Source organism: Azoarcus sp. CIB, assembly GCF_001190925.1.
Taxonomy (GTDB): Bacteria; Pseudomonadota; Gammaproteobacteria; order Burkholderiales; family Rhodocyclaceae; genus Aromatoleum.
Genome location: NZ_CP011072.1, coordinates 1,968,776 through 1,994,974 on the forward strand (window position 1 = coordinate 1,968,776; position 26,199 = coordinate 1,994,974).

At 67.4% G+C, this 26,199-nt stretch carries 20 protein-coding genes; 14 read left to right on the plus strand and 6 right to left on the minus strand.

Annotated features, from left to right (window positions below):
* Nucleotides 1-219: 219 nt before the first annotated feature.
* The 6 genes from AzCIB_RS08720 to AzCIB_RS08750 all read left to right on the plus strand — a co-directional run bounded on the left by AzCIB_RS08720 (nucleotide 220) and on the right by AzCIB_RS08750 (nucleotide 7,624).
* Entirely contained in the window at nucleotides 220-897 is a 678-nt protein-coding gene (locus tag AzCIB_RS08720) for an OmpW/AlkL family protein (protein ID WP_050415533.1), read from the plus strand.
* Nucleotides 898-1,050: 153 nt separating this feature from the next.
* A protein-coding gene (prfB, locus tag AzCIB_RS08730) for a peptide chain release factor 2 (protein ID WP_157058468.1) occupies nucleotides 1,051-2,155 on the plus strand; the annotation gives its coding sequence in 2 pieces (ribosomal slippage) (nucleotides 1,051-1,131 and nucleotides 1,133-2,155; 1,104 coding nt in all).
* A 21-nt stretch (nucleotides 2,156-2,176) separates the two neighbouring features.
* Nucleotides 2,177-3,484 (plus strand): hypothetical protein, encoded by a 1,308-nt coding sequence (locus AzCIB_RS08735; protein ID WP_050415535.1) that lies wholly within the window; start codon nucleotides 2,177-2,179, stop codon nucleotides 3,482-3,484.
* Entirely contained in the window at nucleotides 3,484-4,191 is a 708-nt protein-coding gene (locus AzCIB_RS08740) for a hypothetical protein (RefSeq protein WP_050415536.1), read from the plus strand. The genes AzCIB_RS08735 and AzCIB_RS08740 overlap by 1 nt, the downstream gene beginning before the upstream one ends.
* Entirely contained in the window at nucleotides 4,191-6,983 is a 2,793-nt protein-coding gene (locus tag AzCIB_RS08745) for an AAA family ATPase (protein WP_050415537.1), read from the plus strand. The genes AzCIB_RS08740 and AzCIB_RS08745 overlap by 1 nt, the downstream gene beginning before the upstream one ends.
* A complete protein-coding gene (locus tag AzCIB_RS08750) occupies nucleotides 6,980-7,624 on the plus strand; it encodes a LysE family translocator (RefSeq protein WP_232299397.1) in 645 nt (214 codons plus the stop codon). Before AzCIB_RS08745 ends, AzCIB_RS08750 begins: the two co-directional genes overlap by 4 nt.
* Nucleotides 7,625-8,088: 464 nt before the next feature.
* Here AzCIB_RS08750 and AzCIB_RS08755 read toward each other — a convergent pair whose 3' ends face one another.
* The 6 genes from AzCIB_RS08755 to AzCIB_RS08780 all read right to left on the minus strand — a co-directional run bounded on the left by AzCIB_RS08755 (nucleotide 8,089) and on the right by AzCIB_RS08780 (nucleotide 15,307).
* Nucleotides 8,089-10,767 carry a winged helix-turn-helix domain-containing protein gene (locus AzCIB_RS08755; RefSeq protein ID WP_050415538.1) on the minus strand — a complete coding sequence of 893 codons (2,679 nt, stop codon included), beginning with the start codon at nucleotides 10,765-10,767 and terminating at the stop codon, nucleotides 8,089-8,091.
* Between the two features lie 29 nt (nucleotides 10,768-10,796).
* Nucleotides 10,797-11,012: a hypothetical protein gene (locus AzCIB_RS08760; protein ID WP_050415539.1), complete on the minus strand. Its 216-nt coding sequence runs from the start codon at nucleotides 11,010-11,012 to the stop codon at nucleotides 10,797-10,799.
* Complete coding sequence (locus tag AzCIB_RS08765; RefSeq protein WP_050415540.1) at nucleotides 11,009-11,500, minus strand: hypothetical protein; 492 nt, start codon at nucleotides 11,498-11,500, stop codon at nucleotides 11,009-11,011. The genes AzCIB_RS08760 and AzCIB_RS08765 overlap by 4 nt, the downstream gene beginning before the upstream one ends.
* Nucleotides 11,490-12,053, minus strand: a complete 564-nt coding sequence (locus AzCIB_RS08770) for an acyl-CoA thioesterase (protein WP_232299398.1) — start codon at nucleotides 12,051-12,053, stop codon at nucleotides 11,490-11,492. Before AzCIB_RS08770 ends, AzCIB_RS08765 begins: the two co-directional genes overlap by 11 nt.
* A gap of 87 nt (nucleotides 12,054-12,140) precedes the next feature.
* Nucleotides 12,141-14,156: a 3-hydroxyacyl-CoA dehydrogenase/enoyl-CoA hydratase family protein gene (locus AzCIB_RS08775; protein ID WP_050415541.1), complete on the minus strand. Its 2,016-nt coding sequence runs from the start codon at nucleotides 14,154-14,156 to the stop codon at nucleotides 12,141-12,143.
* Between the two features lie 236 nt (nucleotides 14,157-14,392).
* A complete protein-coding gene (locus tag AzCIB_RS08780; protein WP_050415542.1) occupies nucleotides 14,393-15,307 on the minus strand; it encodes a TetR/AcrR family transcriptional regulator in 915 nt (304 codons plus the stop codon).
* Between the two features lie 232 nt (nucleotides 15,308-15,539).
* Between AzCIB_RS08780 and AzCIB_RS08785 the strand changes: the two genes are divergently transcribed.
* The 8 genes from AzCIB_RS08785 to AzCIB_RS08820 all read left to right on the plus strand — a co-directional run bounded on the left by AzCIB_RS08785 (nucleotide 15,540) and on the right by AzCIB_RS08820 (nucleotide 26,190).
* Complete coding sequence (locus AzCIB_RS08785; protein ID WP_050415543.1) at nucleotides 15,540-16,223, plus strand: GntR family transcriptional regulator; 684 nt, start codon at nucleotides 15,540-15,542, stop codon at nucleotides 16,221-16,223.
* A gap of 55 nt (nucleotides 16,224-16,278) precedes the next feature.
* Entirely contained in the window at nucleotides 16,279-17,487 is a 1,209-nt protein-coding gene (locus tag AzCIB_RS08790) for a thiolase family protein (protein WP_050415544.1), read from the plus strand.
* Nucleotides 17,488-17,672: 185 nt separating this feature from the next.
* Nucleotides 17,673-19,205, plus strand: coding sequence for an acyl-CoA synthetase (locus tag AzCIB_RS08795; protein ID WP_050415545.1), 1,533 nt, complete (start codon nucleotides 17,673-17,675; stop codon nucleotides 19,203-19,205).
* A complete protein-coding gene (locus AzCIB_RS08800) occupies nucleotides 19,205-21,331 on the plus strand; it encodes a hydantoinase/oxoprolinase family protein (RefSeq protein ID WP_050415546.1) in 2,127 nt (708 codons plus the stop codon). Before AzCIB_RS08795 ends, AzCIB_RS08800 begins: the two co-directional genes overlap by 1 nt.
* Complete coding sequence (locus AzCIB_RS08805) at nucleotides 21,328-23,025, plus strand: hydantoinase B/oxoprolinase family protein (RefSeq protein ID WP_050415547.1); 1,698 nt, start codon at nucleotides 21,328-21,330, stop codon at nucleotides 23,023-23,025. Before AzCIB_RS08800 ends, AzCIB_RS08805 begins: the two co-directional genes overlap by 4 nt.
* Nucleotides 23,022-24,155 (plus strand): benzylmalonyl-CoA dehydrogenase, encoded by a 1,134-nt coding sequence (gene iaaF / locus AzCIB_RS08810; RefSeq protein ID WP_050415548.1) that lies wholly within the window; start codon nucleotides 23,022-23,024, stop codon nucleotides 24,153-24,155. The genes AzCIB_RS08805 and iaaF overlap by 4 nt, the downstream gene beginning before the upstream one ends.
* On the plus strand, nucleotides 24,152-24,580 hold the full coding sequence (locus tag AzCIB_RS08815; protein WP_050415549.1) for a cobalamin B12-binding domain-containing protein: 429 nt from the start codon (nucleotides 24,152-24,154) through the stop codon (nucleotides 24,578-24,580). Before iaaF ends, AzCIB_RS08815 begins: the two co-directional genes overlap by 4 nt.
* Entirely contained in the window at nucleotides 24,577-26,190 is a 1,614-nt protein-coding gene (locus AzCIB_RS08820; protein ID WP_050415550.1) for an acyl-CoA mutase large subunit family protein, read from the plus strand. Before AzCIB_RS08815 ends, AzCIB_RS08820 begins: the two co-directional genes overlap by 4 nt.
* Nucleotides 26,191-26,199: the final 9 nt, after the last annotated feature.

Genomic DNA, 26,199 nt, shown 5'->3' on the forward strand with positions numbered 1-26,199 from the left:
CCGGGTCAGCGGGCAACGGGTGTCGGCCATGCGGGAACCGGCCGGAAACCCACGGCCCGCCTGCCACAACCCTCGATGGATACAACCCACACTGTAAGCATGGACTTTTTTTGACTTTCGTCAAACATGAGTGAAATTTTTGTGCAACGCACATAGCCACGCCTGAGAAGTGGGTAATATGCCCCACAATTCATTCGCGTCATGCAAGAGGAGTAGCTCATGAAAAAATCGCTCGTCATCGCCTCCCTGCTCGCCCTGGGCACTGCAAGCCCCGTTGCACACGCCTACAAGGCGGGCGACTTCGTTGTCCGCGCAGGTGCGGCGCGGGTAGCCCCGGAAATGGGCGGGTCCGATGTCTCGTCCAGCGCCACCGGCAAGATCGCAGGATCCAATGCCACGGTGAGCGACGATACCCAACTCGGCCTGACGTTCGGTTACATGCTGACCGACCACGTCGGCGTCGAACTGCTCGCCGCCACTCCGTTCAAGCACAGCGTCAGCGTCAAGGGGTTGCCCGCAGGTCTCAACGGCAAGCTCGCCACCATCGAGCAACTGCCGCCGACCGTTACGCTGCAGTACTTCCCGATGGACTCCAGCTCGAAGTGGCAGCCGTACGTCGGCGCCGGCATCAACTACACGACCTTCTTCAATGAAGACCTGACCGACGGGCGCAAGGCCCAGGGCTTTTCCCATCTCGATCGTGAGGACTCCTGGGGTCTCGCCCTGCATGCCGGCATCGACTACATGCTGACCGACAGGGTCGTGCTGAACGCGGCCGTTTGGCGGATCGGTATCGACAGTCATGCCACGGCCCGGCACCCCGTGCTCGGAAAGGTCAAGGTCAGTGTCGAGATCGATCCGTGGGTCTACATGGTTGGCGTCGGTTACAAGTTCTGATCGGAACACCGCATCCGGCATGAGAAACGGCGACCCGCGGGTCGCCGTTTTCATTCTGCGCCACGGGATGCGACGGCCTTCTGCTGGCAAGCGCGCGGCGCGATCCGATCGGGGTATACTTATCGGTTTCCCAGAATTGCCCGGAGCATCGCCATGGAAGCCGAACGCCTCAACGCCCTCGCCCTGAAACTAGACGACCTGCAGGCCCGCGGTCGCGAACTTCGGAGGTATCTTTGACTACGATGAAAAGGCGTCGAAACTCGAAGAAGTAACCCGCGCGCTGGAAGACCCGGCCGTCTGGAACAATGCCGAGAAGGCTCAGGAACTCGGCAAGGAAAAACGTCAACTCGACGATATCGTCGTCAACCTGCGCGATATCGAGCAGTCGTCCACCGACCTCAAAGACCTGTTCGAACTCGCTCAGGCCGAGGACGACGAGGACACCCTGAGCGCCGTTGAAGGCGACCTCGCCCCGCTCGAAGCGAAGGTGCACGCGCTCGAATTCCGCCGGATGTTCTCGAATCCGATGGACCCGAATTCCTGCTTCATCGAAATCCAGGCCGGCGCCGGCGGTACCGAAGCCCAGGACTGGGCGGGCATGCTCGAGCGTATGTACCTGCGCTACTGCGAGCGCAAGGGTTTCGCGGTCGAGCTCATGGAAGAGTCCGAGGGCGAAGTCGCCGGCATCAAGGGCGCCACGATCAAGGTCAGCGGTGAATACGCCTACGGTTTCCTGCGCACCGAAACGGGCATCCACCGCCTCGTGCGCAAGAGTCCGTTCGACTCCAACGCGCGCCGCCACACCAGCTTCTCGTCGGTGTTCGTGTATCCGGAAGTCGACGACTCGATCGAGATCGACATCAATCCGGCCGACCTGCGCATCGACACTTATCGCGCGTCCGGCGCTGGCGGCCAGCACATCAACAAGACGGACTCCGCGGTACGCATCACGCACGAGCCCACCGGCGTCGTCGTGCAGTGCCAGAACGACCGCTCCCAGCACAAGAACAAGGCCGAAGCGATGTCCATGCTGAAGGCCCGCCTGTACGAACTGGAACTGCGCAAGCGCCAGACCGAACAGCAGAAACTGGAAGACTCCAAGAGCGACATCGGCTGGGGGCACCAGATCCGTTCCTACGTGCTCGACCAGTCGCGCATCAAGGACCTGCGCACCAACTACGAAGTCGGCAACACCCAGGCCGTGCTCGACGGCGACCTGGACGACTTCATCGCGGCGAGCCTCAAGCAGGGTGTGTAAGCGCCCTGCCCGTGCGCGCGCATGACGCCTGAGCTTGCCGATTTCCTCGCCCCCGGCGTTGCCGCGGACGACGTGCCCGACCTCGCGCCGCTCGCCGCGGCGCGACCGCTGATCGACGCCTTCATCACGCTGTTCCGCGGCTCCGAGGCGGAGGTCATGCTGCGCCTGCTGGTGCTGCGCGAAATCGGTCAGGAAGCGGAAGCGCCGCGCTGGTCGCCCGACGCCCTGCGCGCGCGCTTCACCTACCTCGACCCGGTGAAGCTCGAAACCGTCCTGAAGCGACTGCGCGACAACCAGCTCCTCGCCTACGCGGACGACGGCAATTACCACCTCTCTGACCTCGGCCGCAATGCCGTGGCGGCGATCGCCATGCTGCTGCGCTTCTCGGCCGAAGAGGACGCAGAACTGGGGTTCCTCACCGCCCAGCTCGCCGGCCTGCAGGCGGTCGGCAGCGTCACGCCCGAAGCGCTCGGCCACCTGCTCTCCAAACTCAACGACCTCACCTGGCACTTCGAGGAGGCGATCGCCTCCGGCTCGGAGTTCCAGATCCTCGGCGCACGCCGCCGCCTTTCCGCCAACGAGCGCTGGCTCGGGCGCGGCACCGAGATTCTCAAAGGCCTGCTGGCCGACCCCGAAGTCGACTTCGAAATCGCGCGCATCGCCCAGCGCATCGGTCTCGCCCAGTCCAGGCTCGCGCGGGCCGACGCGAGTTTCCAACGCGCACTCAACAAGATCGAGGCACAGCGCGTCACCCTGGGCGCATCGGGCATCTCCTCGTCCGACGTGGTGGCCTGGCTGCGCGGACTCGACGCCGCTGCCTTCGCGGCCTTCGCCGAAGGCGCGCTCCTCGTGGTGCCCGAGCTGCCGCTGCTCGCGGGCGGCCACGAGCTCATCGACCGCGCCGAAGGCGTGCTCTCCGACGAGGTCCGCGCCCGAGAGACCGACACCTCATTGCCGCCCCCGGACGCCGCCGCGGTGAACGCCGCGCCCGAGCAGGACGATCTCGCCCTCCTCGAACACTTTGCGCGGCGGCTGGACACCCTGCCCGACTCCGCCCCGCTGCACACCGTAGTGGCCGGCGGCGGCTTCGCGCCCGCCTCCTACCGCTTGTCGCTGCTGGCTCTGCTGGCCGACGGCGAGTCCGCGGGGCCCGCCGACGGGCCGGTAGGCGAATTCATGCGCCTTCCCGTGGATGTCCACTTCGGCGATACGCTCGTACCAGTCGGCGAAGACGAGATCGCTGCCATCTCCGACGGCCGGGTGATCCCCCGCTCGGAGGCCCCCGCAACGCCGGAATCCGCGAACGCGCGCCCCCTCATGGACGCCTGATGGAACACGAACTCAAGACCCTCACCGCGCGCCTGCTCGCCCACCGCTGGCTCCCGCGCAACGACCGGTTGGTGCGCCGCGCGCTGGTCGACGAGACCTTCCGCGTGGAACTCGACCACCGCCTCGCAGCCGTCGGCCTGCAGCTTCAGGACAACCCCTACGCCGGCCACGTTGCCGCCGTGCTCACCCCGGAGATGTTCGAGCCGGTGTTCGGCGCCCGGCGCGAATACGCGGCGAGCAACGTCGGGCTCACGCGCGACGAGATCGCGCTGCTCGTCGTCATCTGGTCGTTGATCATCCTGCCCAAGCGCGAGCGCCAGGTCACCCGGCGCGAACTGGCCGACGACGGGCAGGGCGACATGTTCGGCGCCGACAAGCCGGTCGTCCACGGCGAAGCGGTTTCCGGCGGACTCGCGGAAGCCTCGCTCATCGCCGACTTCGGTTCGCTGCTGGGCGGCAAGACCAAGGTCAAGAACTTCATGCTCGGCAAACTCGCGCGCCTGGGCTTCATCGAGCGGCGCAACGGCGTGCTGTACGAAGGGCCCCTGCTCGACGTCGCACTCGACTATCGCGTGCTCGCCGACCGCATCATCCACGGCACACTCGCCGACGTGCTGAAGAACGCAGGACACGCGGTCCCCGCAGCCAACGCGTTCGAGGCGGCCGAAGTCCTGCCCGACGTCGATGACCAAGAGGAAGACGTCTGATGTTCCACATCAAGCAACTGGAACTCGTCCACTGGGACTACTGGCGCCGGTTCACGCTGCCGCTGGACGCACAGATCATCACTATCGTCGGCCCCAACGGCTCGGGCAAGACGACGCTGCTCGACGCCCTACGCACCCTGTTCGCGCTGCGCTGTTCCGGCAAGCGCGACTTCCGCCGCTATGTGCGCCGCGCCGAACGCAGCTTTGCCTGGATTCGCGCCGTCGTCGCGAACAAGCCGGGCTCGTCCGGCCGCCGCCCGTTCTTCCCCTGCCTGCACGACGAAGTCACCCTCGCCTGCCGCATCCGCCGGGCCGGCGGCGAATGGACGCGCGACTACGCCATCATCGACGGCGACCAGCCCATCGAGTTGCTGGAGCAGACCGAAGACTGGATCGGCCTGCGCGACTACCAGAACCGGCTCGCCTGGGGCGGACTCACGCCTGCGATCGCCAAAGTGCTCGCGCTCGAGCAGGGCGACACCGACAAGCTGTGCGAATACTCCCCGCGCGCGCTGCTCGAACTCGTCTTCGACGTCTTCGGCGACAAGGAAGTGCTCGACAACTACCAGGCCGCACGCGAGGAACAGAAAAGCGCCGAGCGCGAACTCGCCGACCTCGGCCTGGACCTCGACCGCCTGCGCGCCCAGGCCGAGGGGCGGCGCCTCGAAGCAGACAACTACCTGCAGTGGAAGCAGCTCGCGGACGAAACGCACGCGCTCGAGGCCGAGATCGTCCCGCGCCTGGAGGCCGCAGAGCTCGCGCGCGACGTCGCTGCCGAGCGTGGCGAGCTTGCCCGTCAGCGTGGCGAATACGCGCTCAGGCAAACCGAGCGCCGCGCTGCCCGCCAGCGCCTGGATGCGGTGCAGGGCGAAAAGACGGAAGCGGAAAGCCGGCGCACCACGCTGCGCGCCGAACTCGACGCCGCCGGTGCGACCCACCTCACAGCGCACGACACGGTGCGCGATCTCGAAAAGCTCATTACCGAGCGCGACAACCTGCGTGCCCAACTCGCCGCCGAGCACGGCGCCGATGCCGTCGCGCTCGAGGCGCAGCATGAAGCGGCCGAAGCCGCGCTGCGCGAACTAAAGGCGCGCGAGCGCACCCTCGTCGCCGAATTCGAGGACAAAACCACCTCGCTGCGCAATGCCAAGAGCCGGTCCGGGCCGCCGTCCGACCCCGAGGTCGCCCGCTTCCGCGCCGTGCTGGACGCCGAAGGCATCGCCCACTGCGGCCTTGCCGAGATCGTCGAGGTCACCGACGCCACCTGGCAGGCTGCGCTCGAGGCGGTGCTGCGCCCCTACCGCCACGTCATCCTCCTCGAGCGCGAGTCCGACCGCCATGCCGCGTGGGCGCTCGGCGAGCGCGAACGGTTCCGCCACTTCGTGGTGCCGGAGCGCGAGGAGGCCCCACCCGCGGTCGCCCGCAGCCTCGCCGAGGTCGCGCGTTTCTCGGCGCCGGCCCCGCGCTGGCTGGCAGATCTGCTCAACCGCATCCGCCGCGTCGACAGCGTCGACGCCGCCCGCGACCTGCCGCGCGAGCTCGAATGGATCACGCGTGACGCCTACCATCGCGAGCGACGCGGCGCGCGCCACCTGGGTCGCCCCGCCGAATTCCATTTCGGCGAACTCGCCCGCCAGGCGCGCATCACTCAACTCGAAGACGACATCGCCGGGCTCGATCGCCAGCTCCAGCACCTGCGCCCCCGCGTCGCCAAGGCTGCAGACGAACTCACCACGCTGCGCCAGCGCCTGCTGGGCCTGCAATCCGCACAGCTGCTTGCCGCAAAGGCCGAAACCTACGCCGAGGCCGAAGCCGCCCTGCCCGCCGCCCGCGCCGCACTCACCGCGGCTATCGCACAGCGAGCCGACGCGCAGGGCGCTCTGGACGAACTCGGCGGCCGCATCAACGGAGTCGTCATCGAGATCGACCGGCGCAACCGCGAGCTGCGCGCCATCGACAGCCGCATCACCGAGCTCGAAACCGGCGCCGCACCGCGCCGCCACGCCCAGGCGCAGCGCATCCAGCGCCTGCGCTCCCTGCGTCGCGGCATGCCCGCGCACTGGCGCGACCCGGCCGAGATCGCGCTGCTCGCCGAACGCTACGAGAACGCCGCCGCCGCAAGGCGCGAGCGCGACCGCCTGCGCGCGCGCCTCGACGAAGGCGACTGGGTCCAGGACCCGACCGTCATCACCCTGTCGGAACGCCTCAAGGCGGACGTCGTCCAGCGCGAACGCGACTCCCAGGAGCGCCTGGGCTATTGCGCGACCGCCCGCCGAATCACTGAGGAGGCGCGCTCCGCCTACATCGCCAAGCTGCGTGCCACCGTGCGCCAGTACGGCAAGAACCTCAAGGCGCTCGGCGAACTCGCCGGCGTCGGCGTGGATTGCCCCGCCCCTGCGCTGGGCGACGACGACCTCTCGCTCGGCCAGGCCGGACTCGAAGTCCGCTTCGACTTCGACCGCAAGGGCGCCGTCGGCCTCAACGACGGCGAAGCCTCCGGCGGCCAACAGGTGATGAAGTCCCTGATCCTGCTGATCGCGCTGCTGATGGACGACGCGCGCCCCGGTGGCTTCGTCTTCATCGACGAACCCTTCGCCCACCTCGACGTCGCCAACATCGACCGCGTCGGCACCTTCCTGCGCGCCACGCGCGCCCAGTACCTGATTACCACGCCCGTGACCCACAACGCCAACGTCTTCGCCCCGGCGCAGCTCACGCTGGTTACGCGCAAGAAAAAACCCGGCGAGGACTGGGCGCCGACCATCGGCGTACTGGCGCGAGCACTCGCATGACCGTGGAAATGTTCGAGCACTTCTCCTGGCTCCCCTTCCTCGTCGCCATCACCGCGCTCACCATGTCGCCGGGCGTCGATTCCCTTCTGGTGATCCGCAATGCGGCCCGCGGCGGACTGCGCGACGGGCTGCTCACCAGCCTCGGCATCTGCCTTGGACTGTTCGCGCACGCCACCGTCTCGGCCCTCGGTCTGTCGGTCATCCTGCTCGGTTCGGCAACGCTGTTTGCCGCGATGAAGATTGCCGGTGCCGCCTATCTCGCCTGGCTGGGCATCCAGAGCCTGCGCTCTGCGTGGCACGCGCGCGGAATGCAGATTGCGGTGCAAAGCCGGCGGGCGGTGCCGGCAGCGACCTCGCTCCGCGAAGGCCTGCTGTCGAACGTGCTCAACCCCAAGCCCATCATCTTCTACATGGCCTTCCTGCCGCAGTTCATCGACCCGGCCCACTCGGCGCTGCCACAGTCGCTCGCGATGGCCGCGATGCATTTCGCGATCGCGACGATCTGGCAGGGCCTGCTCGCGCTCATGGTCGAACGCGCTCGCACCCTGCTCGCCCGCCCGCGCGTCAGCCGCATCCTCGATGGGATCACCGGAGTGTTGCTGCTCGGTTTCGGTGCGCGGCTCGCTGCGACCCAAACCTGAACGGAGCTTGATGCGACCGGCACAGCCGTACAGCTAATTCCCCGCAGTCCGGCCTTCGCAAACGTCGCGCGTCGCCCGACGATCAGGCGTCACCCTCGACCGGGTTCCTCCCGAGATGCCGGAACGGACCGCGAGAAGTAAAAAAGCCTGACGTTTTCAGGCGTCAGGCTTTCTAAAACTCACTCCCACTCTATTATTTCCTACTGACTGAAACCCTCGTGAAAGCTTGGGTTTGTTCTGCCTGCCATCGAGTTTACCGTCACATCGCAAGCGCTCACCCTGACATCAAGGCACGAACACTCAGCACCCTTGATCGACGCCGGGACTGCCGCGCTCGGGCATCCAACAGGAAAGATCAGATCCATGAGGCCAGGTCGGACGAGCGCGACATTTCATACCCATTACATGACGTTCCGCAGCTTCTTGATGCACCGCCCCGACGTGGTGCGCGTGCGCATCGCAGTTCAATCCAGTATCCCCAGCAGCCGCGCGCGATCGACGGCATGCCGGCGGTTCGCAGCGTTGAGCTTGGCCAGCAGGTTCCGCATGTGCCACTTGATCGTCTCGGGGCCAACGTCGAGGATGTTCGCGATTTCCTTGTTCGTGCGGCCATGGGCAAGCGCGGCGAGGATTTCCATTTCGCGCGCAGACAGCTGCGCGGGGCGCTGATTGCCGGTGGCGGTTCTCGGTGCAGCGGACTTGGGCACCCAGCCGACGCGGCAGCGCTCGGTGACGCGTTCGATGAAGGCGGGAGATACGCCGGCGGCGTCACCACAGCCCGAGCGGTCGAGTTCCGGCAGGACATCGAGTGCCGCCGGCCAGTCGTCCGCGAGCACACGCACGAGACCGAAGGATTCCGCGAGGCTCAGCGCTTCGGCGAGCAGACGCGGTCCCTCGTCGTCGTCGCGAAGGCTGCTTGCGCGCACGATGCGCAATGCGATCTGATCGCGCCCGCGCCGCAGCCGTGCCGCGATCTCGGCAGCCTGATCGAGCGCGGCGCCTGCGACGCTGTCGTCGTGTTCGAGCAAGGCGACGCGCGCCGCCGCGGTCTCGCGGATCAGCCGCAATTCCGCCTCGAGCCCGCGATCGTCACGCCCGGGGTCGGTGACGATCGCGTCCAGCCCATTCATCAGCATCCGGCACGACATGAGCCGGTTGCGGATCGCGTGCTGGCGGACCTGTTCGCCGAGGCTCGCGGCGACGAGGCGCGGCTGGCCGCGCAGTTCGCCGATCGCGGCCAGGCTGTTGAGCGCGTCGAAGGCTTTGCCTTCGCTGCCCTTCTGGCTCTCGTAGCGCGCGAGCGTCAGGTAGGCGAGGATCACCGCGTCCGGTAGCGCAGCCTGCTCGATCAGGTCGAGGCGATTCGCGAGCAGCGCGCGCGCTTCGTCCTCGGCGCCGAGCTCCCAGTTCGCCGCGGCGAGCCCCGCCGCGTGGATCGCGGCCGGCATCGAACGCCATCCCGTCGTGGTTTCGGCGCGTTCGAGCGCCGCACCGAAGACCGCCGCCGCTTCCTTCGCCTGACCTTCGATCAGGTAGCTCAGCCCGACTGCGAACGCGCCATAGATCGAATCGTAGAAACTGCGCGCCACGCGGCCGTGGCCGTCGGAGATCTGCTGGTAGTAGCGCGCGCGCTCGGGAAAACCGCTGTGGATCGCGATAAAGGAGAGCGTGTTGCAGTAAAGGGGACCGAGCGCGGGGTCGTAGGTGTCGATGCAGCCGCGCGCGCGCTGGTAGTCGTCGCAATGGATCGCCGCGGCCGAACGCACGATGTTCGCCTGCAGTACCACCTCCGGCGTCACCCCGGGCCGCGCGAGGATCACGTCGGTGAGCCGTTCCGCGTCCTGCGGCCGGTAGCACAGCGCGCACGCCCACGCTGCGGTGAGCTGGATGCCCTCGCGCCGCGCGATCTCCTCCGGCGGAAGGCGATCCAGCCACGCGAGCACCTCGACGATGCGTCCCTGCACACCGAGGTAGCGCACGCGTTTCTCGATCCAGTCCATCGCCTCGGCGCGCAGTCCGCCGAGGAAGGCGTGCTCGGCGGCGTGCTCGAGCATGCCGTGCGCGGCGAACCATTGGGCGGCCTTCGCATGCAGCGCGGTGCGCTCGCCGGCCGGCAGCTCCGCGGCGAGACTGGCGAGGTACTCGCGGAACAGCGGATGCATGCGATAGACGTCCCCCCCATCGACGGACGTCACCAACCCGGTCTGCTGCTCGAGCCGGGCGAGAATCTCCGCCGCGTCGATGCCGCCCCCGAGCGCCGCGCACAGCCCCGGGTGCAGGGTTTCGAGCAGGGACGCGCGGACGAGCATCGCGACCGCCCGTTCGTCCAGACTTTCGAGCACGAATTGCGAGAAATAGCGCGCCACGTCCCCGGTCGCGCCGGACAGGCTCGCCACCGTACCGGCGATGTCGCTGCGCCGGGCCATCGCCGAAGTCACGATCTGCAGCGCCATCGGCCAGCCTTCGGTGCGCTCGTGCAGGCGCGCGCAGGTCTCGATGTCGACCTCGTCGCCGAGCCGCCGGCGCAGGAAGGCGACCGTATCTTCGAGCCGCAACCGCAGGTCCTCAGTGACGAACTGGGTGTAGAGCCCGTGCGCGCGGAGTTCCTCGACCGGGAACGGCGGGTCGGTGCGCGAGCTGACGACGACGTGGAAGTTCGGCGGCGCGTTCGTCACAAGGTAGTAGATGAAGTCGATCGCGTCGCGGTCGGCGAGCTGGTGCAGGTCGTCGATCAGGAGCCAGGTCGGGCGGGCGAGCTCGTGCATCTGCACGAGCAGTTCGCTCGCGGCCCACAACTCCGCACCTGCCTGCCCCACCTGGTTGTATGCGCGGGTGGGCAATTCGAGCCCGAGCGCGGTGATCAACGACGCGATGACCGCGGGCGCGACCACCGACCTGTCGTCGCTGGCCTCGATCGTCAGCCACGCGACGGCGGCGCCGGGCGCGAGGAGTTCGCGGCGCAGTTGCACGAGCAGCGACGTCTTCCCGAAGCCCGCGAGCGAAGTCACGGCCACGAGCGGCTGCTCGACCGCCTCGCGCAGCCGCGCGATCAGCCGCGGCGGGGCCACCGCCTGGCGCGCGGAATGCGGCGGCATCGTCTTGAGGGCGAGACGATACGGGACGTCGGGAGCAGTCTTCTTCATAGGCCTTCGGGACGCTTCGGGGGCGGGTTCTAGCGGACGGCCGGAGTGCCGGCAGCCCTCGGCTCGTCGGCGCATACCGCCTCGCGTGCCCGGAATTGCTCGACTGCGAGCTTGAACTCCGCGATCGATTCGTCGCTCACCTTCGTGCCGCACTCGTAGCAGGTGTCGTTGATGCGGTCGAACCAGCGGCAGCCGCATTGCTCGCACGCGAGCTCGGGCGCGCCGGCGGGATTATGGAAGATCATCGGCAGGCTCCGAGGAAGGCGAGGCCGAGCGTATCGAGGAATTCCTCGTAGCCCGCGTCCTGAAGTTCGAATTTCGTGCGCAGCACGAAGAACATGATATGCCCCTGCCGGATCAGTCGTTTGATCAGCGACAAGGTGTCGCTGGCGAGGCTCGCGCGCATCGCTTCGAGCGCGGCGTCGTCGGCGACGAAGAGCAGATCGACGCGCGCTTCCTGGAAGCCCGAATAGCGCATGATGCCGGCCGACATGCCGTTGCCGTCGTTGGTCCATTTCAACATCGGCACCTCGCCCGCGGCTTCGACCAGTCCCGCGACGTGCTTGCCCGGCTGGATGCCCGAGCCGCTCCGCGGCACGAAGCCGACCGACGAGCCTTCGACCATGTCGGTGAAGAGCACGCTGTACCGGTCGAGCATGGCCTGCCAGGGCGCGAGGTCGCCGAAGGGGGCCTCGGCGCTGGCGATTTCATCGGCTTCCATTTCAATCTGCATGTTTGCCTCCGTCAGTTTCCCGCCGGATTCCATCGGCGGGCATGGAAAGGGATTCGGGCGCGATCTCCGGCACGGGCTGGCAGTAGCGCCCGAGACGGTGACGGATGTCGGCCGGGATCGGCACCGACTTCATCGTCTCGAGGTCCATCATGACGAGCGTCTGCCTGGCCCGCAGGCGCAACTCCTCCCCGACCCGTCCCTGCACGTCGAGACCGATCGAGCGTTCGCCGATGCGCGTGACGGTGAGCCCGAGCACCAATGTGTCGCCCAGCGTGCTCGGCCGCGTGAAGGTGCAGTCCATGCGCACCGTCGGAATTCCGAGCCGCCGCCTCATGATCATGTCCGCGAATGAGGTGCCGAGTCCGTCCGTCAGCCAGTCCTCGACAAGCCCGTTGAGGAGCACGAAGTACTGCGGATAGAACACGATCCCTGCCGGATCGCAATGCGCGAAGCGCACGAGCACCTCGCGCTCGAACATCGCCGGGCGCGCCGGAGCGGATGCCTTCGCTCCGACCTCGCCGACGAACGCGATCGCGTTGCTGAGGTCTGTCATCGTCGTGTCTCCTGTGCGCGTGGTCATGGGCTCAATGTATCCACGCGCCACCGCAGGCGCCCCCCCCACCCGGTATGGCTCAGCTCCTCACGGCGTCTTCGTGAAATCCGGCTTGCGCTTCTCCTGGAAGGCGCTGATGCCCTCGCGTGCCGCGGCCGTGCAGGCGCTGTCGCCCCAGGCCAGGTAGCCTATCTCCAGCGCCTCCTCGAACGTCGGCGCGGCGGCGGCAGCCTCCACGGCCCGCTCGAGGATGTCGATGACTTCGGCACTGAGCGGCTGACCGCTGGCGGCGACCGGGGCGATGGGGTCGAGCCGGGCGATCTGAACCGCCCCGTCGGGGATGCCCCCCACCTTGCCGTCCAGCGCCTTCACCCGAGCGACGGCCGCGTGGATGAGTTCCGGATAGTCGCGGGCGAGCCCGTCGACGACACCCAGCTCGAACGCCTTCGTCGCCTTGAGGCGCTCGGCACGGCGCAGCATGCCGTGGAACTCGGCCGACGCCTGCGGCCAGCGACGGTAGGGCACGACCATCGCGCCGATCCCGTGGACGATGCCAAGCGTGATTTCGGGCATCTGCATCCAGGCGCTCGCGAGCGCGACGATGCCGTGGCAGCGCATCGCCAGTTCGAAGCCGCCGCCCAGCGCCATGCCGTTGATCGCCGCGACGACCGGCTTCTTCATGCGGTCGAGGTGCACGAGCAGGCGCGAACAGTCGCGCGCGTACTGCGCGGAGGCCGGCGCATCGCCGAGCATGTTCACGAAGCGCCCGATGTCGCCGCCGGCGCAGAAGGCGCGATTGCCGTAGCCGACGAGGACGAAGCCGGCCACGGCCGGGTCGTGTTCGAAGCGCCGGATGACGGACAGGATCTCGTCGGTCAATTGGTCGTGGAGCGCGTTCAGGGCTTCGGGGCGGCGCAGCGTGATGACCTTGACGTCGCCGATGTCGTCGACGAGCACATGGCGCAGGAAGCCCTGGTAATCCCCGAGCGGCTTCCGGGCGGCGGGCATCCCGCGCCGTTCGGAGCAGAAGCGCGCGAGCATGCGGCCGGCGTCGGTGTCGCCCAGGTCGCGCATCAGCTCCAGCGGCCCCTTCCTGAACCCGAGCGCCTGACGGCAGCCGAAATCGAGGTCGGCCGGCTCGCCGATGTCGCGGTCGAGGATGTCCACCGTCTGCGAGAACAGCACGCCGAGCAGACGCTCACGCACCGTCGCCGCGGTGTCGTCCGCGACCTTGACGGGCTTGCCGGGGGGCACCGTCAGCCAGCGGTCGACCGAGCGGAACACCGGCGCCGGCTCGTAATGCTCGCCTTCGAGTTCGGCTTGCAGCGTGTTCGTCTCGGTGATGATCGGGTTGCCGTTGGCGAGGTTCAGCACGAAGAACGGCCCCGCATGCACGAACTCGCCCGCGACGCTGTCGATCTCGGCCGCGGTCGCGCGGTCGAGCAGCAGTCCGGATTCGTTGCACCAGTTGTCGAAGATGCGATCCAGCATGAAGCACGCGACGTCGTCGGTGACGAGCGGGACCTTGCCGGTCGTGCAGAAGGCCCAGCGCAGGTATTCGACGACGGCCGGGTCGGTGCGCGCCCAGCGAACGACCTCCACGACCGGGTTGCGCCAGGCCGGCGCGAAGAAGTGCGTGACGGTCGCGCGCTGGGGGTGTTTCAAGTCGGAAAAGATCTGCGCGGCCGGCAGCGAGCTCGTGTTCGACGTGATCAGCGTGTCCGCGCGGACCACCGCCTCGACGTCGGCGAAAATGCGGCGCTTCAACGCCAGGTTCTCGGTCGCCGCCTCGAGCACCCAGTCGGCCTCCGCGAGGTCGCGATAGTCGAGCGTGCCCACGACGCCAGTCGTGACGGCCGCGGCTTCAGCCTCGCTCATCTTCCCTTTCGCGACTGCTTTCGCCGCGTACTCGGCGAAGCGCTGCAAGGCACGGTCGAGCGCCGCCTGCGCGACGTCGACGAGGATCAGCTTCAAGTCCGGCAGCGCGCTTTTCAGGTAATAGCCGATATCCGGACCGATCGTGCCGGCACCGATTATCGCGACGGTGCGCGGCAGCGGACGCTGCGGCGTGGCGAGCAGAGGATTGGCGAAACGGGTGACCATCAGGGAGCCTCCTTCGGTAGTCTCAAGCGGCGAGCCGTCGGTGCGGCGCGCATCCTTATCGGTCGGCCATGCGGCACCGGCCGGCTAACTCCTCTGGGGCACCCGTTCAGGGCGATCGGCGCAGTCCTGCCGCCGTTTGTTTTTGTATGTATACAGTATCCAGTGCATTCAGAAAAAAAAGCAACCACTTCCGGCGCCGCATGGCACGGGGGCCGTGACACGATCGAAGGCTTCGTTCAGGAAGACGACGGAGATCTCGTCCCAGCGCCGGGCGATTCCACACCGCGGCGCAGCGTGTCCACCATGGCCGCGGCGATCTCGTCGGGCGAGCGCCGGCCCTCGCGGTACCAGACGTGAATCCAGTTGAGGGAACTCAGGAGCATCAGCCGCAGCAGGCTGCGATCGGCATGCGGTGCGAGCGGCAGCTCATCGATGAGCCCGCGGTAGACGTTCTCGTAGGCTTCGCGCATCGGCCGGATCTTTGCAAAGAGTTCCGGGCTGCCCGTCATCGCGAGGCTGTGGCCGGTGACGCGGTCGATGTAGGTGCCGCTGGTGATCGCCGCGATGTGGACCTGGCAAACGCGGGTGAGTCGCTCCCATGGATCGCTCGCACTGGCCAACGCCTCGGCGACGGCGACCATCAGGCGTCGGAAGCCTTCCCCGTGCACGGCGAGATAGAGCTCATCCTTCGACGCGAAATAGTGGTAGATCGACCCGGGCAAAAGACCGACCCGGCTGGCGATGTCACGAATGGAAGTGCTGTCGTAGCCCTGCTCCGCAAAGAGCGCCGCCGCCGCGTCGAGGATCACCTGACGGCGGTCGAGCGGCTCGCCGACCGTGGCGGCGTCACCGGCCACGAGTTGCGCGGCGACAGCTCCCCGCTCCAGCAATCCGCGCTGCATATCGGTAAGCGCCCCGACGCCCTCGCGGGACGACTGCGCGATCACCCGCAATCGCTTCACGGCGGTCTCGAGGTCGTGCTTCTGCCATATGTAACGCACCCCCGACGGGGAAATGGCAAACCCCTCGCGCCGCAGGCGCGCGGAGACCGCGGCCTGGCCCAGCCCGGGCTCCTCCCGCGCGAGCCGGAGGATCGCGGCCTCGACGTCCGGGCCGCGGCGCTCTTCTTCATGGCAGGCATCCAGGTTCATGCGCGTCACCCGATTGATTGGATATCCATCATAGCCAAGCCGTCGCCGTGGCGGCAAACTGCTGCAACGGCTTCCAGCGTCGCGGACTTCGATCGCCGGATCGGAGAATTCCCGGCGGAAGCTCGTTCCCCGCCGCTGATGCAAAGAACACTTTACACCCAAAAAAATACTGTATACAGTACACATCAAATCGAAGCCGCTGCAAACAACAAAACATCAAAGGCTCCAGAAAATGGTTTCCACGCTTCAGCCCGTCGAACGCCCCCTCGCCCTCGGTGAACGGGTCTATCACACCTTGCGCGATCACCTGCGTAACGGTCAGATCGTCGCCGGCCAGCCGCTGCAGGAAGTCCAGCTCGCCGAAAAGCTCGGCGTTTCGCGCACCCCCGTACGCGAAGCGCTGCGGCGCCTCGCGAGCGAAGGCTTGCTCGTCTCCGACAACCGCAGCTTCGTCGTGCCGTCGCTGACGCTGCAGGACGTCAACGACATCTACGAGATCCGCTTCCTCATCGAACCGGCCGCAATCCGCAGCATCGCGCCGCTGACGCGTTCGCCCGAGCTCCGCCGTGGCATCGAGGACGCGCTCGCGGCAATCGTACGTGCCCACAAGGCCGGCGACGCCGCAGCCTTCCGGGAAGCGACGATCTGCTTCCGTGCGGCATGGCTCGCCCTGGTGCCGAATCCGCGGCTCGTGCGAATCGTCGAACAGTACGCCGACCACATGCAGCGCATCCGCACGCTGACGCTGGATGATCCCGAGATCCGCACGATCGTGCTGCGCGGCCTGAATCGCATCTCGTCCGCGCTGGCCGCGGGTGACGGCGACACCGCTGCCATGGCCATGCTCGACCATCTGGTCGAGGCGAAGCGGGCGTTCATCGCCGCCGTCGGCCTCAACGAAGACGACCCGGCCTGACCCGGGCAGTCGCTCGCCGCATGACTAGAAGAATAAATTCCGGAGACCGCAGACGATGACCCGTTACACCGCAGAGATCCCGTACGGTGCGTACTGGAGCACGCCGTTCGCGCGCTGGCAGGGCAGCTTCGCGTCGCTGCACAGCGTTCGTTTTGCCGCACATGTGGCGAAGAACGAGCTTGCGAAACGGAACATCGACCCGCAGGCGATCGACTACGGCGTCCTGGGATTCTCCGTGCCGCAGCAGCACGCGTTCTACGGCCTGCCGTGGCTCACGGGACTGATCGGCGCGACCCGCGCGGGCGGGCCGACGATGATGCAGGCGTGCGCGACCGGCGTGCGCACGCTGCTCGCCGCGGCGCAGGAGATCGAGGCCGGCCTGTCCGAGGTGGCACTCGTGGTGAACTGCGACCGCACATCCAACGGCCCCCACCTCTATTACCCGAATCCGCGCGGCCCAGGCGGCACGGGTTCGTCCGAGGACTGGGTGCTCGACAACTTCGGCTGCGACCCGCTCGGCGGCCACTCCATGGTGCAGACGGCCGAGAACGTCGCCGCGAGGCATGGCGTCACGACCTCGCAGCAACACGAGCTCGTGCTGCGACGCGAGGCGCAATACGCCGACGCGCTGGAGGACGACTCCGCCTTCCTGCGCCGCTTCATGACCCTGCCCTTCGACGTGCCGAGCGCCGATTTCCGCAAGATCGCCGGCACGCTCGACGGCGACGAGGGCGTGTCCCACTCGACGGCCGACGGCCTCGCGAAGCTGAAGCCCGTCATGGAAGGTGGGACGGTGACGTTCGGCGGGCAGACGCATCCCGCGGACGGCAATGCGGCCATCGTCGTGACTACGCCCGAGCAGGCGAAGGCGCTGTCGAAGGATCCGGCGATCGCCGTGCGGCTTCGCGGCTTCGGCCTCGCCCGCACCGAGCTGGCCCACATGCCCGAAGCGATGATTCCGGCCGCACGGCGTGCGCTCGATCAGGCCGGACTCGACGTCGCCGACATGAGGGCGATCAAGACCCATAACCCGTTCGCGGTCAACGACATCGTCTTTGCGCGCGAGACCGGCGCAAAGCTCGATGCGATGAACAACTTCGGCTGCTCGCTCGTCTGGGGTCATCCGCAGGCACCCATGGGCACGCGCGCGATCATCGAATTGATCGAGGAACTCGCGCTGCGCGGGGGCGGCCTCGGCCTCTTCACCGGATGCGCCGCGGGCGACACGGCGATGGCGGTCGTCATCGAGGTCGGCGACCGGTAAGCGTTGCAAGCCCCGCGCCCTTTTCAAGGGATGCGCGGCGTACGGCAGTAAAGGATCACCGCCTCCCCGCCAACGGGAGACACGAGAGGCGCAAAAGCGCCCGGATGCAGCATCCCCAACCGGATTCAAACGAGTCAGTAGAGGCGCGCAAAGCGTCCGTGACCGAACCTGGAGGAGGAATGGGGATGGACTTGTCCGAATGGATCGTCCGTCAGGCCGGGCTCGCGCCCGACAAGACGGCGATCCGCTTTCCGGAGCGCGACCTGACGTACGCGGCGCTCGCCGCCGAGATCGATCGACTCGCGTCGGCGCTCCGCGTGTGTGGCGTGGAGCGCGGCGACTGCGTCGCGTTTCTCGCCTACAACCGTCCGGAAACGCTCGCGGCGCTGTTCGCCTGCGCTCGTCTGGGCGCGCTTTTCATGCCACTGAACTGGCGGCTCGCGGGCCCCGAGCACCGGCAATTGCTTGCCGACTGTCCGCCGAAGGTGCTGCTCGTGGAACCGCGCTTCGTCGGGCAGATCGACGCCTTCCGAGACGAGCTCGGCGCGGTGACGCTCGTGGCGTTCGGCGCCCCGCCGCAGGGCTGGATCGCCTTCGACGAGCTGATTGAGCGCGGCGGCGAGCCCGTGGCGGACGACCCGCGCGTCGGACCCGACACGCCACTGCTTATCTGCTACACGTCCGGCACCACCGGCAAGGCGAAAGGCGCGCTCCTGACCCAGGACGCGCTCGCGTGGAACGCCGCCAACAGCGCCGATCTGCACGGGCTCACGAGTGACGACCGCGTCCTGACGACGCTGCCGCTGTTCCACGTCGGCGGACTCAACAACCAGACGACCCCCGCCCTGTCGCGCGGCGCCACCGTCGTCCTGCACCCGCGATTCGACGTCGATGAGACCTTCGATGCGATCGAAGGCGAGCGCATCACGCTGACCGTCCTCGTACCGGCGCAGATCGAGGCGATGGTGGCGCATCCCCGCTGGCCGAGCGCGGATCTCTCCCGCCTGCGGATGATCACGACGGGCTCGACGGTGGTGCCCGACCGGCTCTTCCGCGCAGTGCACGAACGCGGCATCCCGCTCGTGCAGATCTATGGCTCGACCGAAACCAGCCCGATCGCGGCCTATGTGAAGGCTGCCGACGCCTACACGCACGCCGGTTCGGCGGGACGTCCGGCGCGCCACTGCAGCGTTCGCGTTTCGGGCGAAGGTGGGGCGGACGCGAAGACGGGCGTCAGCGGCGAGATTCTCGTGCGCGGGCCCAACGTGATGGCGGGCTACTGGAACAACCCGCAGGCGAGCTCCGAGGCGCTGCGGGACGGCTGGTTCCACACCGGCGACATGGGCCATTTCGATGCCGACGGCTGGCTGTGGGTGGACGGCCGCAAGAAGGAAATGATCATTTCCGGCGGCGAGAACATCTATCCCGCCGAGATCGAGAACCTCCTCATGGAGTCGCCCGACATCGCCGAAGTGGCCGTCGTGGGCCGCCCCGACGAGCGCTGGGGCGAATGCGTCGTGGCGGTCATCGTCACGCACGAAGGCGCGACCCTCGATGCGGACGGCGTGCTCGGGCTCCTCGACGGCCGCATCGCCCGCTACAAGTTGCCCAAGGAAGTGTTGTTCATCGACGAACTCCCGCGCACCGCGCTGGGCAAGGTCCGCAAGGACGAAGTGCGGCGTCTGGTCGCGCGCAAAACGTTCATGGAGCACATCTGATGACATTGAAAATCGGAATCGACGTCGGCGGCACCTTCACCGATTTCGTCGTTACCCGCGACGGTGCCGAACCGGCGATCTTCAAGACGCTGTCGACGCCATCCGACCCCTCGATCGCGGTCGTCAACGGGCTTGCCGAGATCGCCGCGAGCATGCATCCGCCGATGACGCTCGAAGCCTTCGCGCCAACCATCGACACGATCGTGCACGGCACGACGGTGACGACCAACGCGACCCTGACGGGCACCGGCGCGAAGAGCGGCCTGCTGACCACCGAAGGGGTGCGCGACGCGCTGGAGATGCGCCGCGGCGTGCGCGAGGAGCAATACAACAACCGCTACACCAACGTGAAGCCGCTGGTGCCGCGCTACCTGCGGGCGGGCATACCCGGGCGCGTCGACCGTGACGGCAACGAGGCGGCGGCGCTCGACCTCGACGCGGTGCGAAGCGCGATCGAACTCTTCCGCGCCGAAGGTGTGCAGGCGGTGTCGATCTGCTTCCTGAACTCGTTCGCAAACCCGGCACACGAGCAGGCCGCGGCCGACATGGTGCGCCGCGAGCTGCCTGGCGCGTATCTGTCGGTGTCGACGGATCTGTTGCCGTCGATCCGGTTCTACGAGCGCGTCAGCACGACGGCGCTGAACTCCTATGTCGGGCCGAAGCTGAACCATTACCTGGACCAGCTCGTCGGCCGCCTGAAGGGCATCGGCTTCGACGGGCTGCTGCTGATCATGCAGTCGAACGGCGGCGTGATCTCGCCGCAGCTCGCGCGCGAAAAGGCGGCGCTGACGCTGCTATCCGGCCCTGCGGGCGGCCCGGGCGCGGGCCTGCATTACGTGCGCATCCACGGCCAGAACAAGTGCATCGTCACGGACATGGGCGGCACGAGCTTCGAGGCGTCCGTCGCCGTCGATGCGCCGATGATCAAGAACGACGGCGAGATCGCGCGCCACAAGATCGCGCTGCCGATGCTCGACATCCACACCATCGGTGCCGGCGGCGGCTCGATCGGCTGGCTCGACGAAGGCGGCCTGCTGCGCATGGGGCCGCAAAGCGCGGGCGCCGATCCCGGCCCGGCGTGCTACGGCAAGGGCGGCCGGCTGCCCGCGACGACCGATGCGAACGTCGTGCTGGGTTATCTCGACCCGGCGTTCTTCGCCGGCGGCAAGATGAAGCTCGACGTGGCCGCCGCGCGCGCTGTGATCGACGAACACATCGCGCAGCCAATGGGGCTCAGCATCGAGGAGGCCGCGGCCGGCATGTACCGAGTCGCGTGCAACAACATGGCGCAGGGCGTGCGCGAGGTGACGATCAAGCGCGGCTTCGATCCGCGCGAGTTCCCCTTCATCCCCGCGGGCGGCGCCGGCCCGATCCATTCGTGCCTGATCTGCGAGGAGCTCGAGATCCCGCTGCAGGTCGTGCCGCGCGAATCCTCGGTGCTGTGCGCGTTCGGCATGCTGATGAGCGAGCTCAAGCACGATTTCGTGCGCACTTTCGTATCGCGGCTCGACGCGGCCGACTGGACGAAGCTCGCGGGCATCATCGCCGCGATGGCCGCCGACGGGGACCGCCAGCTCGACGAGGAGCGCATCCCCGAGGGACGCCGCCGTTTCGACGTCAAGCTCGACTGCCGCTACGTGAAGCAGTACCACGAGGTCTCCTTCGTCGTGCCGCAGGCCCTGATCGCCGCCGGCGACGCGCAAGGCATCGCGCGCGCCTTCCATGCCGAGCACAACCGCCTGTACGGCTACTCGCTGGAAGCGGAGAACACGCCGGTCGAGATCATCAACGTGCGCGTGCAGGCGATCGGCGTCACCGACAAGCCGGTCGCGCGGCACGAGTCCTGGGCGGGCGAGGACGCGGCGCACGCGCTCAAGGGCCGGCGCGCCGTGTACATCCCCGAGACGCGTAAATTCCGCGAAGTGCCGGTCTATGACGGCCACCGCATGCGACACGGCAACCGCATCGAGGGGCCGGCGATGATCGAGCAGGAGACGACGGCGATCTTCGTGTCGGCGTCCTTCGACTGCGTCGTCGATGCGCTCGGCTCGTTCGCGCTGTATCAGAAAGGCCGCGCCGACCTCGTGGCGTCGTGCATCAAGGACATGAAGGAGGCGCTGGTATGAGCAACGCGAAAATCGATCCCATCCTGCTGTCCGTGTACGCCCGGACCTTCCGCTCGATCACCGACGAGATGAGCATCTCGATGGAGCAGACGACGCGCTCGCCGATCCTGTGCGAGGCGAAGGACTACGTCACGGGCCTGTACGACGGCGACGGCAACATGCTCGAGCAGACCGAGAACCTGCCGATCCTCGCGTTCTCGCTCGCGCCGGTATGCAAGTACATCAAGGAGTACTTTGGCGACGAGATCTACCCGGGCGACGTGATCTTCCACAACGACGTGTTCAGCCTGGGCAACCAGAACAACGACGTCGCGGTGTTCAAGCCGGTGTTCTTCGAGGGCCAGCTCGTCGCCTGGACCGCGGTCAAGGGTCACCAGGCCGACATCGGCGGCAATGTCGCCGGCGGCTACAACCCGAACGCGGTCGAGGTGTGGCAGGAGGCGCTGCGCATCCCGCCGGTGAAGGTCGTCGAGAAAGGAAAGCTGCGCAAGGACGTGTGGAACCTGATCTTCGCCAACGTGCGCCTCGACATCGTGCAGCACGACATGAAGGCCGAGATGGGGGCGTGCACCGTCGGCGAGCGGCGCTTCCTCGAGCTGATCTCGAAGTACGGCGTGGCGAGCTACGACGCGCACAAGCAGGCGCTCTTCGACGCCACCCGCCGGATGATGGAAGCCGAGATCGCCAAGATCCCGAACGGCCGCTACTCGGGCGAAGGCAAGGTGTTCTACGACGGCCGCCACGTCGGCTCGCAATTCACGATCCGTGTCGATATCGAGGTGAAGGACAAGGCCATCCGATTCGACTACTCGCGCACCGATCCGCAGACCAACGGCTTCGTGAACGGCACCTTCACGTCGAGCGCATCGGCCACCATCCTGACCCTGCTGCAGATGGTGAACCCCGACATCCCGCACAACGAGGGCATGGTGCAGCCGATCGAGATCGTGATCCCGGAGGGCACGATCCTCAACGCGGCCTACCCGAAGGCGACGACCTTCGGCAACCACCTGTGCCCGCCCAACGCCGACGCCATCCAGCGCGCACTCGCCCCGGTGATGCCCGAGCGCGTGACCGCGGGCTGGAACAATCTGCTCGCGAGCCTCACCACCGGCATCGACCCGAAGACCAACGAGAAATACGTCGACATCGGCTTCATGGGCCTGAAGGGCGGCTCGGGCGCGATGCTGGGCACCGACGGCTACGACCACATCGGCATGATCGACGCGTCCGGCGGCGTGCTCGACCAGGACTACGAGATGTTCGAGCAGCAGACCCCGCATCGGCTCATCCGCCACGAGCTGCTCGCCGACTCGGCCGGCGCCGGCGAATGGCGCGGCGGGCTGGGCGTCGAGACGATCTTCGAGATCGGTTCCAACGACACGCAGCTCGTGACTTTCGGCGACGGCGACTTCGAGCCGGCGTTCGGACTCTTCGGCGGCGGCGATGGCGGCCTGAACTTCATCCGCCTGCACTATCCCGACGGGCAGACCGTCGTGCCGAAGAACAAGGACCTGATCACCGGCGTCCCGAAAGGCACGATCTATCACCAGGTCGCGAGCGGCGGCGGCGGCTACGGCGATCCGAAGCGGCGCGACCGCAAGCTCCTCGCGGAGGAGATCCGCAACGGCGTGATCTCCGAGCAGGCGGCGCGCGAGCTGTACGGGTTCGAGCCCGGGCAGGTGACCGGATGAACTTCGATCTCACCGACGAACAGCGCGCGATCCGGGACACCTTCGCGCGCTTCTGCGACGAGCGCATCGCGCCGCAAGCGGCCGCGCTCGACGAGGCGCGCGCGTTCCCGCGGGCGCTGTTCCGCGAGCTCGCCGAGCTCGGCTTCTTCGGCATGCGCTATCCCGAATCGGTCGGCGGCACCGGGCTCGCGCTCACCGAGTTCTGTCTCGCGCTGACCGAGGTCGCGCGCGGCTCGATGTCGCTCGCCGGCGCGGTCGCGATGCAGTCGCTGATGGGCACGAAGTTCCTGCAGCTCCTCGGCAACGCCGACATCGTCGAGCGCCTCTTCAAGCCGGCGCTTCGCGGCGACCGGATAGGCGCGATCTGCATGACCGAGCCGAACGCGGGCTCCGACCTCGAATCGATCGCGACCACCGCGACCCGGGTCGACGGCGGCTACGTCCTCAATGGTCAGAAGACCTGGATCACATCCGCCCCGGTCGCGGACTTCTTCACGGTCTTTGCGCGCGCGGGTGAAGAGAAGAAGCTGACGATCTTCCTCGTCGAGAAGGAGTTCAAGGGCCTCGTCGTCGGCCGCGAGATCCACAAGATGGGCGTGTGGGCGCTGCCGACCTCCGAAGTCGCCTTCAACGACTGCTTCGTGCCGGACAGCCACCGCCTGTCGAAAGAGGAAGGCGACGGCGAGGGGCACCTGAGGAAGACGCTCGCCGAGATCCGCATCATCACCGGCGCGATGGCGCTCGGCGTCGCGCGCGCGGCGCTCGACGAGGCGGTGCGCTACGCCGGCGAGCGCCAGCAGTTCGGCAAGCCGATCAACCGCTTCCAGGCGATCCAGCTGAAGCTCGCCGAGATGGCGACCGGGCTGGAGGCCGCCACCGCCCTCGTCCACCGCGCCGCGTGGCTGTGCGACGCAAAGCGTCCGCACCACAAGGAGGCCGCGATGGCGAAGCTCTTCGCGACCGAAACCGCCGCATCGATCTGCGACCAGGCCGCACGCGTGCTCGCGTCCTATGGCTACGCGATGGAGTACCCCGTGCAGCGCTACCTGCGTGACGTGCGCTTCACGCTGATCGGCGGCGGCACCAGCGAAATCCTCAAACTCGTCATTGCGAAGGAGGTGAGCGCATGAACGACACCGCACAACGCCGCATCCGCGTGCTGCTCGCGAAGCCCGGCCTCGACGGCCACGACCAGGGCGCGAAAGTCGTCGCCCGCGCGATGATGGACGCGGGCTTCGAGGTCATCTACACCGGCCTGCGGCAGACGCCCGAACAGGTGAGCCGCATCGCCCTCGACGAGGACGTCGACGTCATCGCGCTCTCGAGCATGGCGGGGTCCCACCTGCCCTTCTGCCGCAAGTTGAAGCCGCTGCTCGAAGCGAACGGCCTCGGCGACAAGCTGTGGATGATCGGCGGCAACCTGCCGGCGCAAGACCACGACGCATTGCGCGAGCTCGGCTTCAAGGGGATCTTCCCGACCGGCTCGAAGCTCGACGCGATCGCCGCATACATCCGTGAAAGCATCCGCGAGAGCATCCGGGAGAACGCCGCATGAACGACCGCGCCCAACCGACGCTGAAGCGCGTCACCAACGAATCCGGGCTCGAAGTCCAGCCGTTTTATACCGCGGCCGATGTCGCGGCGAGCGGCGGCGACGCGATGATCGGCCAGCCCGGCGAATTTCCCTTCACCCGCGGCATCCACCGCGAGATGTACCGCAAGCAGCCGTGGACGATGCGCCAGTACGCGGGCTTCGGCAATCCGGCCGACACCAACCAGCGCTTCAAGTACCTGATCGCGAACGGGCAGACGGGGCTCAACGTCGCCTTCGACCTGCCGACGCAGATCGGCCTCGACTCGGACGACCCGCTCGCCCAGGGCGAGATCGGCCGCGTCGGCATGTCGGTCGACACCCTGCGCGATTTCGAGATCGCATTCGACGGCATCGATCTCGACAAGATCACCGTGTCGATGACGATCAACGGTGCCGCGGCCATCGCGATCGCGATGTATCTCGCGATGGCCGAGAAGCGTGGCTACGATGTCAAGAAGCTGCGCGGCACCGCGCAGAACGACATCCTGAAGGAGTTCATCGGCCGCGGCACCTGGATCTTCCCGGTCGAGCCGTCGATCAAGCTCGTCGGCGACACGATCGAGTACTGCGCCGAGCACGCGCCCAAGTACAGCCCGGTGTCGGTGTGCGGCTACCACATCCGCGAATCGGGCGCGACGCCGGCGGAGGAAATGGCCTACGCCTTCTGCATCGCCCGCGCCTATGCCGACGAGGTGATCGCGCGGGGGCTCCACGTCGACGAGTTCGCCGGGCGGCTGTCGTACAACTTCAACATCTTCGGCAACCTCTTCGAGCAGGTCTGCAAGTTCCGCGCGGGGCGCAGCCTGTGGGCCAAGATCATGAAGGAGGAGTACAAGGCCGAAAAACCGGGCTCGATGTGGCTGCGCATGATCGCCGCGGGCGGCGGCGGCGGGCTGACCTTCGAGCAGCCCGAGCTCAACATCGTGCGCGGCGCCTACTACGCGCTGATCAGCGCGCTCTCGGGCACGCAGACGATGGCGCTGTGCTCGTACGACGAGGCCTACACCATCCCGACAGAGTATTCGGCCCGCATCTCGCTGCGCACCATGCAGATCCTCATCGCGGAGATGGGCCTCACCGAGACGGTCGATCCGCTCGGCGGCTCGTACTACGTCGAGACGATGACGAACCAGATGCGCGACAAGATGGAAGAGATCATCGCCGAGACCGACGCGCAGGGCGGCATCGTCAAGCTGGTGTCCGAAGGCGCGATCCAGGCGAAGGTCTCCGCGCAGGCGTACAAGATGCAGCGCGACATCGAGAGCGGCGCGTTTCCCAAGGTCGGCGTCAATTGCTACCGCAACGACCAGGAGGACGAGCACAAGGTCGATTTCCACCCCTACGACGAGGACGACGCGCGCGTGCAGATCGAGTCGCTGAATCGGGTGCGCGCCGAGCGCGACGCCGACCGCGTCGCCCACACGCTCGCGGGCGTCGGCGAGGCCGCGCGCGCGGGTGCCAACGTCATGCCGGCGATCGTCGAGGCGGTGAAGGCCTACGCGAGCGTCGGCGAGATCACGCAGGAACTGGTGAAAGTGTTCGGACGGTACCAGGAACCGATCCGCTTCTGAGGGACATTC

Coding starts and splice junctions, on each gene's coding strand:
- AzCIB_RS08790 (WP_050415544.1), top strand. CDS start 16,279: ATGACCCGTTACACCGCAGAGATCCCGTACGGTGCGTACTGGAGCACG.
- AzCIB_RS08765 (WP_050415540.1), bottom strand. CDS start 11,500: ATGCAGATTGAAATGGAAGCCGATGAAATCGCCAGCGCCGAGGCCCCC.
- AzCIB_RS08815 (WP_050415549.1), top strand. CDS start 24,152: ATGAACGACACCGCACAACGCCGCATCCGCGTGCTGCTCGCGAAGCCC.
- AzCIB_RS08740 (WP_050415536.1), top strand. CDS start 3,484: ATGGAACACGAACTCAAGACCCTCACCGCGCGCCTGCTCGCCCACCGC.
- AzCIB_RS08735 (WP_050415535.1), top strand. CDS start 2,177: ATGACGCCTGAGCTTGCCGATTTCCTCGCCCCCGGCGTTGCCGCGGAC.
- AzCIB_RS08755 (WP_050415538.1), bottom strand. CDS start 10,767: ATGAAGAAGACTGCTCCCGACGTCCCGTATCGTCTCGCCCTCAAGACG.
- AzCIB_RS08720 (WP_050415533.1), top strand. CDS start 220: ATGAAAAAATCGCTCGTCATCGCCTCCCTGCTCGCCCTGGGCACTGCA.
- AzCIB_RS08745 (WP_050415537.1), top strand. CDS start 4,191: ATGTTCCACATCAAGCAACTGGAACTCGTCCACTGGGACTACTGGCGC.
- AzCIB_RS08820 (WP_050415550.1), top strand. CDS start 24,577: ATGAACGACCGCGCCCAACCGACGCTGAAGCGCGTCACCAACGAATCC.
- AzCIB_RS08800 (WP_050415546.1), top strand. CDS start 19,205: ATGACATTGAAAATCGGAATCGACGTCGGCGGCACCTTCACCGATTTC.
- AzCIB_RS08775 (WP_050415541.1), bottom strand. CDS start 14,156: ATGGTCACCCGTTTCGCCAATCCTCTGCTCGCCACGCCGCAGCGTCCG.
- AzCIB_RS08780 (WP_050415542.1), bottom strand. CDS start 15,307: ATGAACCTGGATGCCTGCCATGAAGAAGAGCGCCGCGGCCCGGACGTC.
- AzCIB_RS08760 (WP_050415539.1), bottom strand. CDS start 11,012: ATGATCTTCCATAATCCCGCCGGCGCGCCCGAGCTCGCGTGCGAGCAA.
- AzCIB_RS08750 (WP_232299397.1), top strand. CDS start 6,980: ATGACCGTGGAAATGTTCGAGCACTTCTCCTGGCTCCCCTTCCTCGTC.
- AzCIB_RS08770 (WP_232299398.1), bottom strand. CDS start 12,053: ATGACAGACCTCAGCAACGCGATCGCGTTCGTCGGCGAGGTCGGAGCG.
- AzCIB_RS08805 (WP_050415547.1), top strand. CDS start 21,328: ATGAGCAACGCGAAAATCGATCCCATCCTGCTGTCCGTGTACGCCCGG.
- AzCIB_RS08795 (WP_050415545.1), top strand. CDS start 17,673: ATGGACTTGTCCGAATGGATCGTCCGTCAGGCCGGGCTCGCGCCCGAC.
- AzCIB_RS08785 (WP_050415543.1), top strand. CDS start 15,540: ATGGTTTCCACGCTTCAGCCCGTCGAACGCCCCCTCGCCCTCGGTGAA.
- iaaF (WP_050415548.1), top strand. CDS start 23,022: ATGAACTTCGATCTCACCGACGAACAGCGCGCGATCCGGGACACCTTC.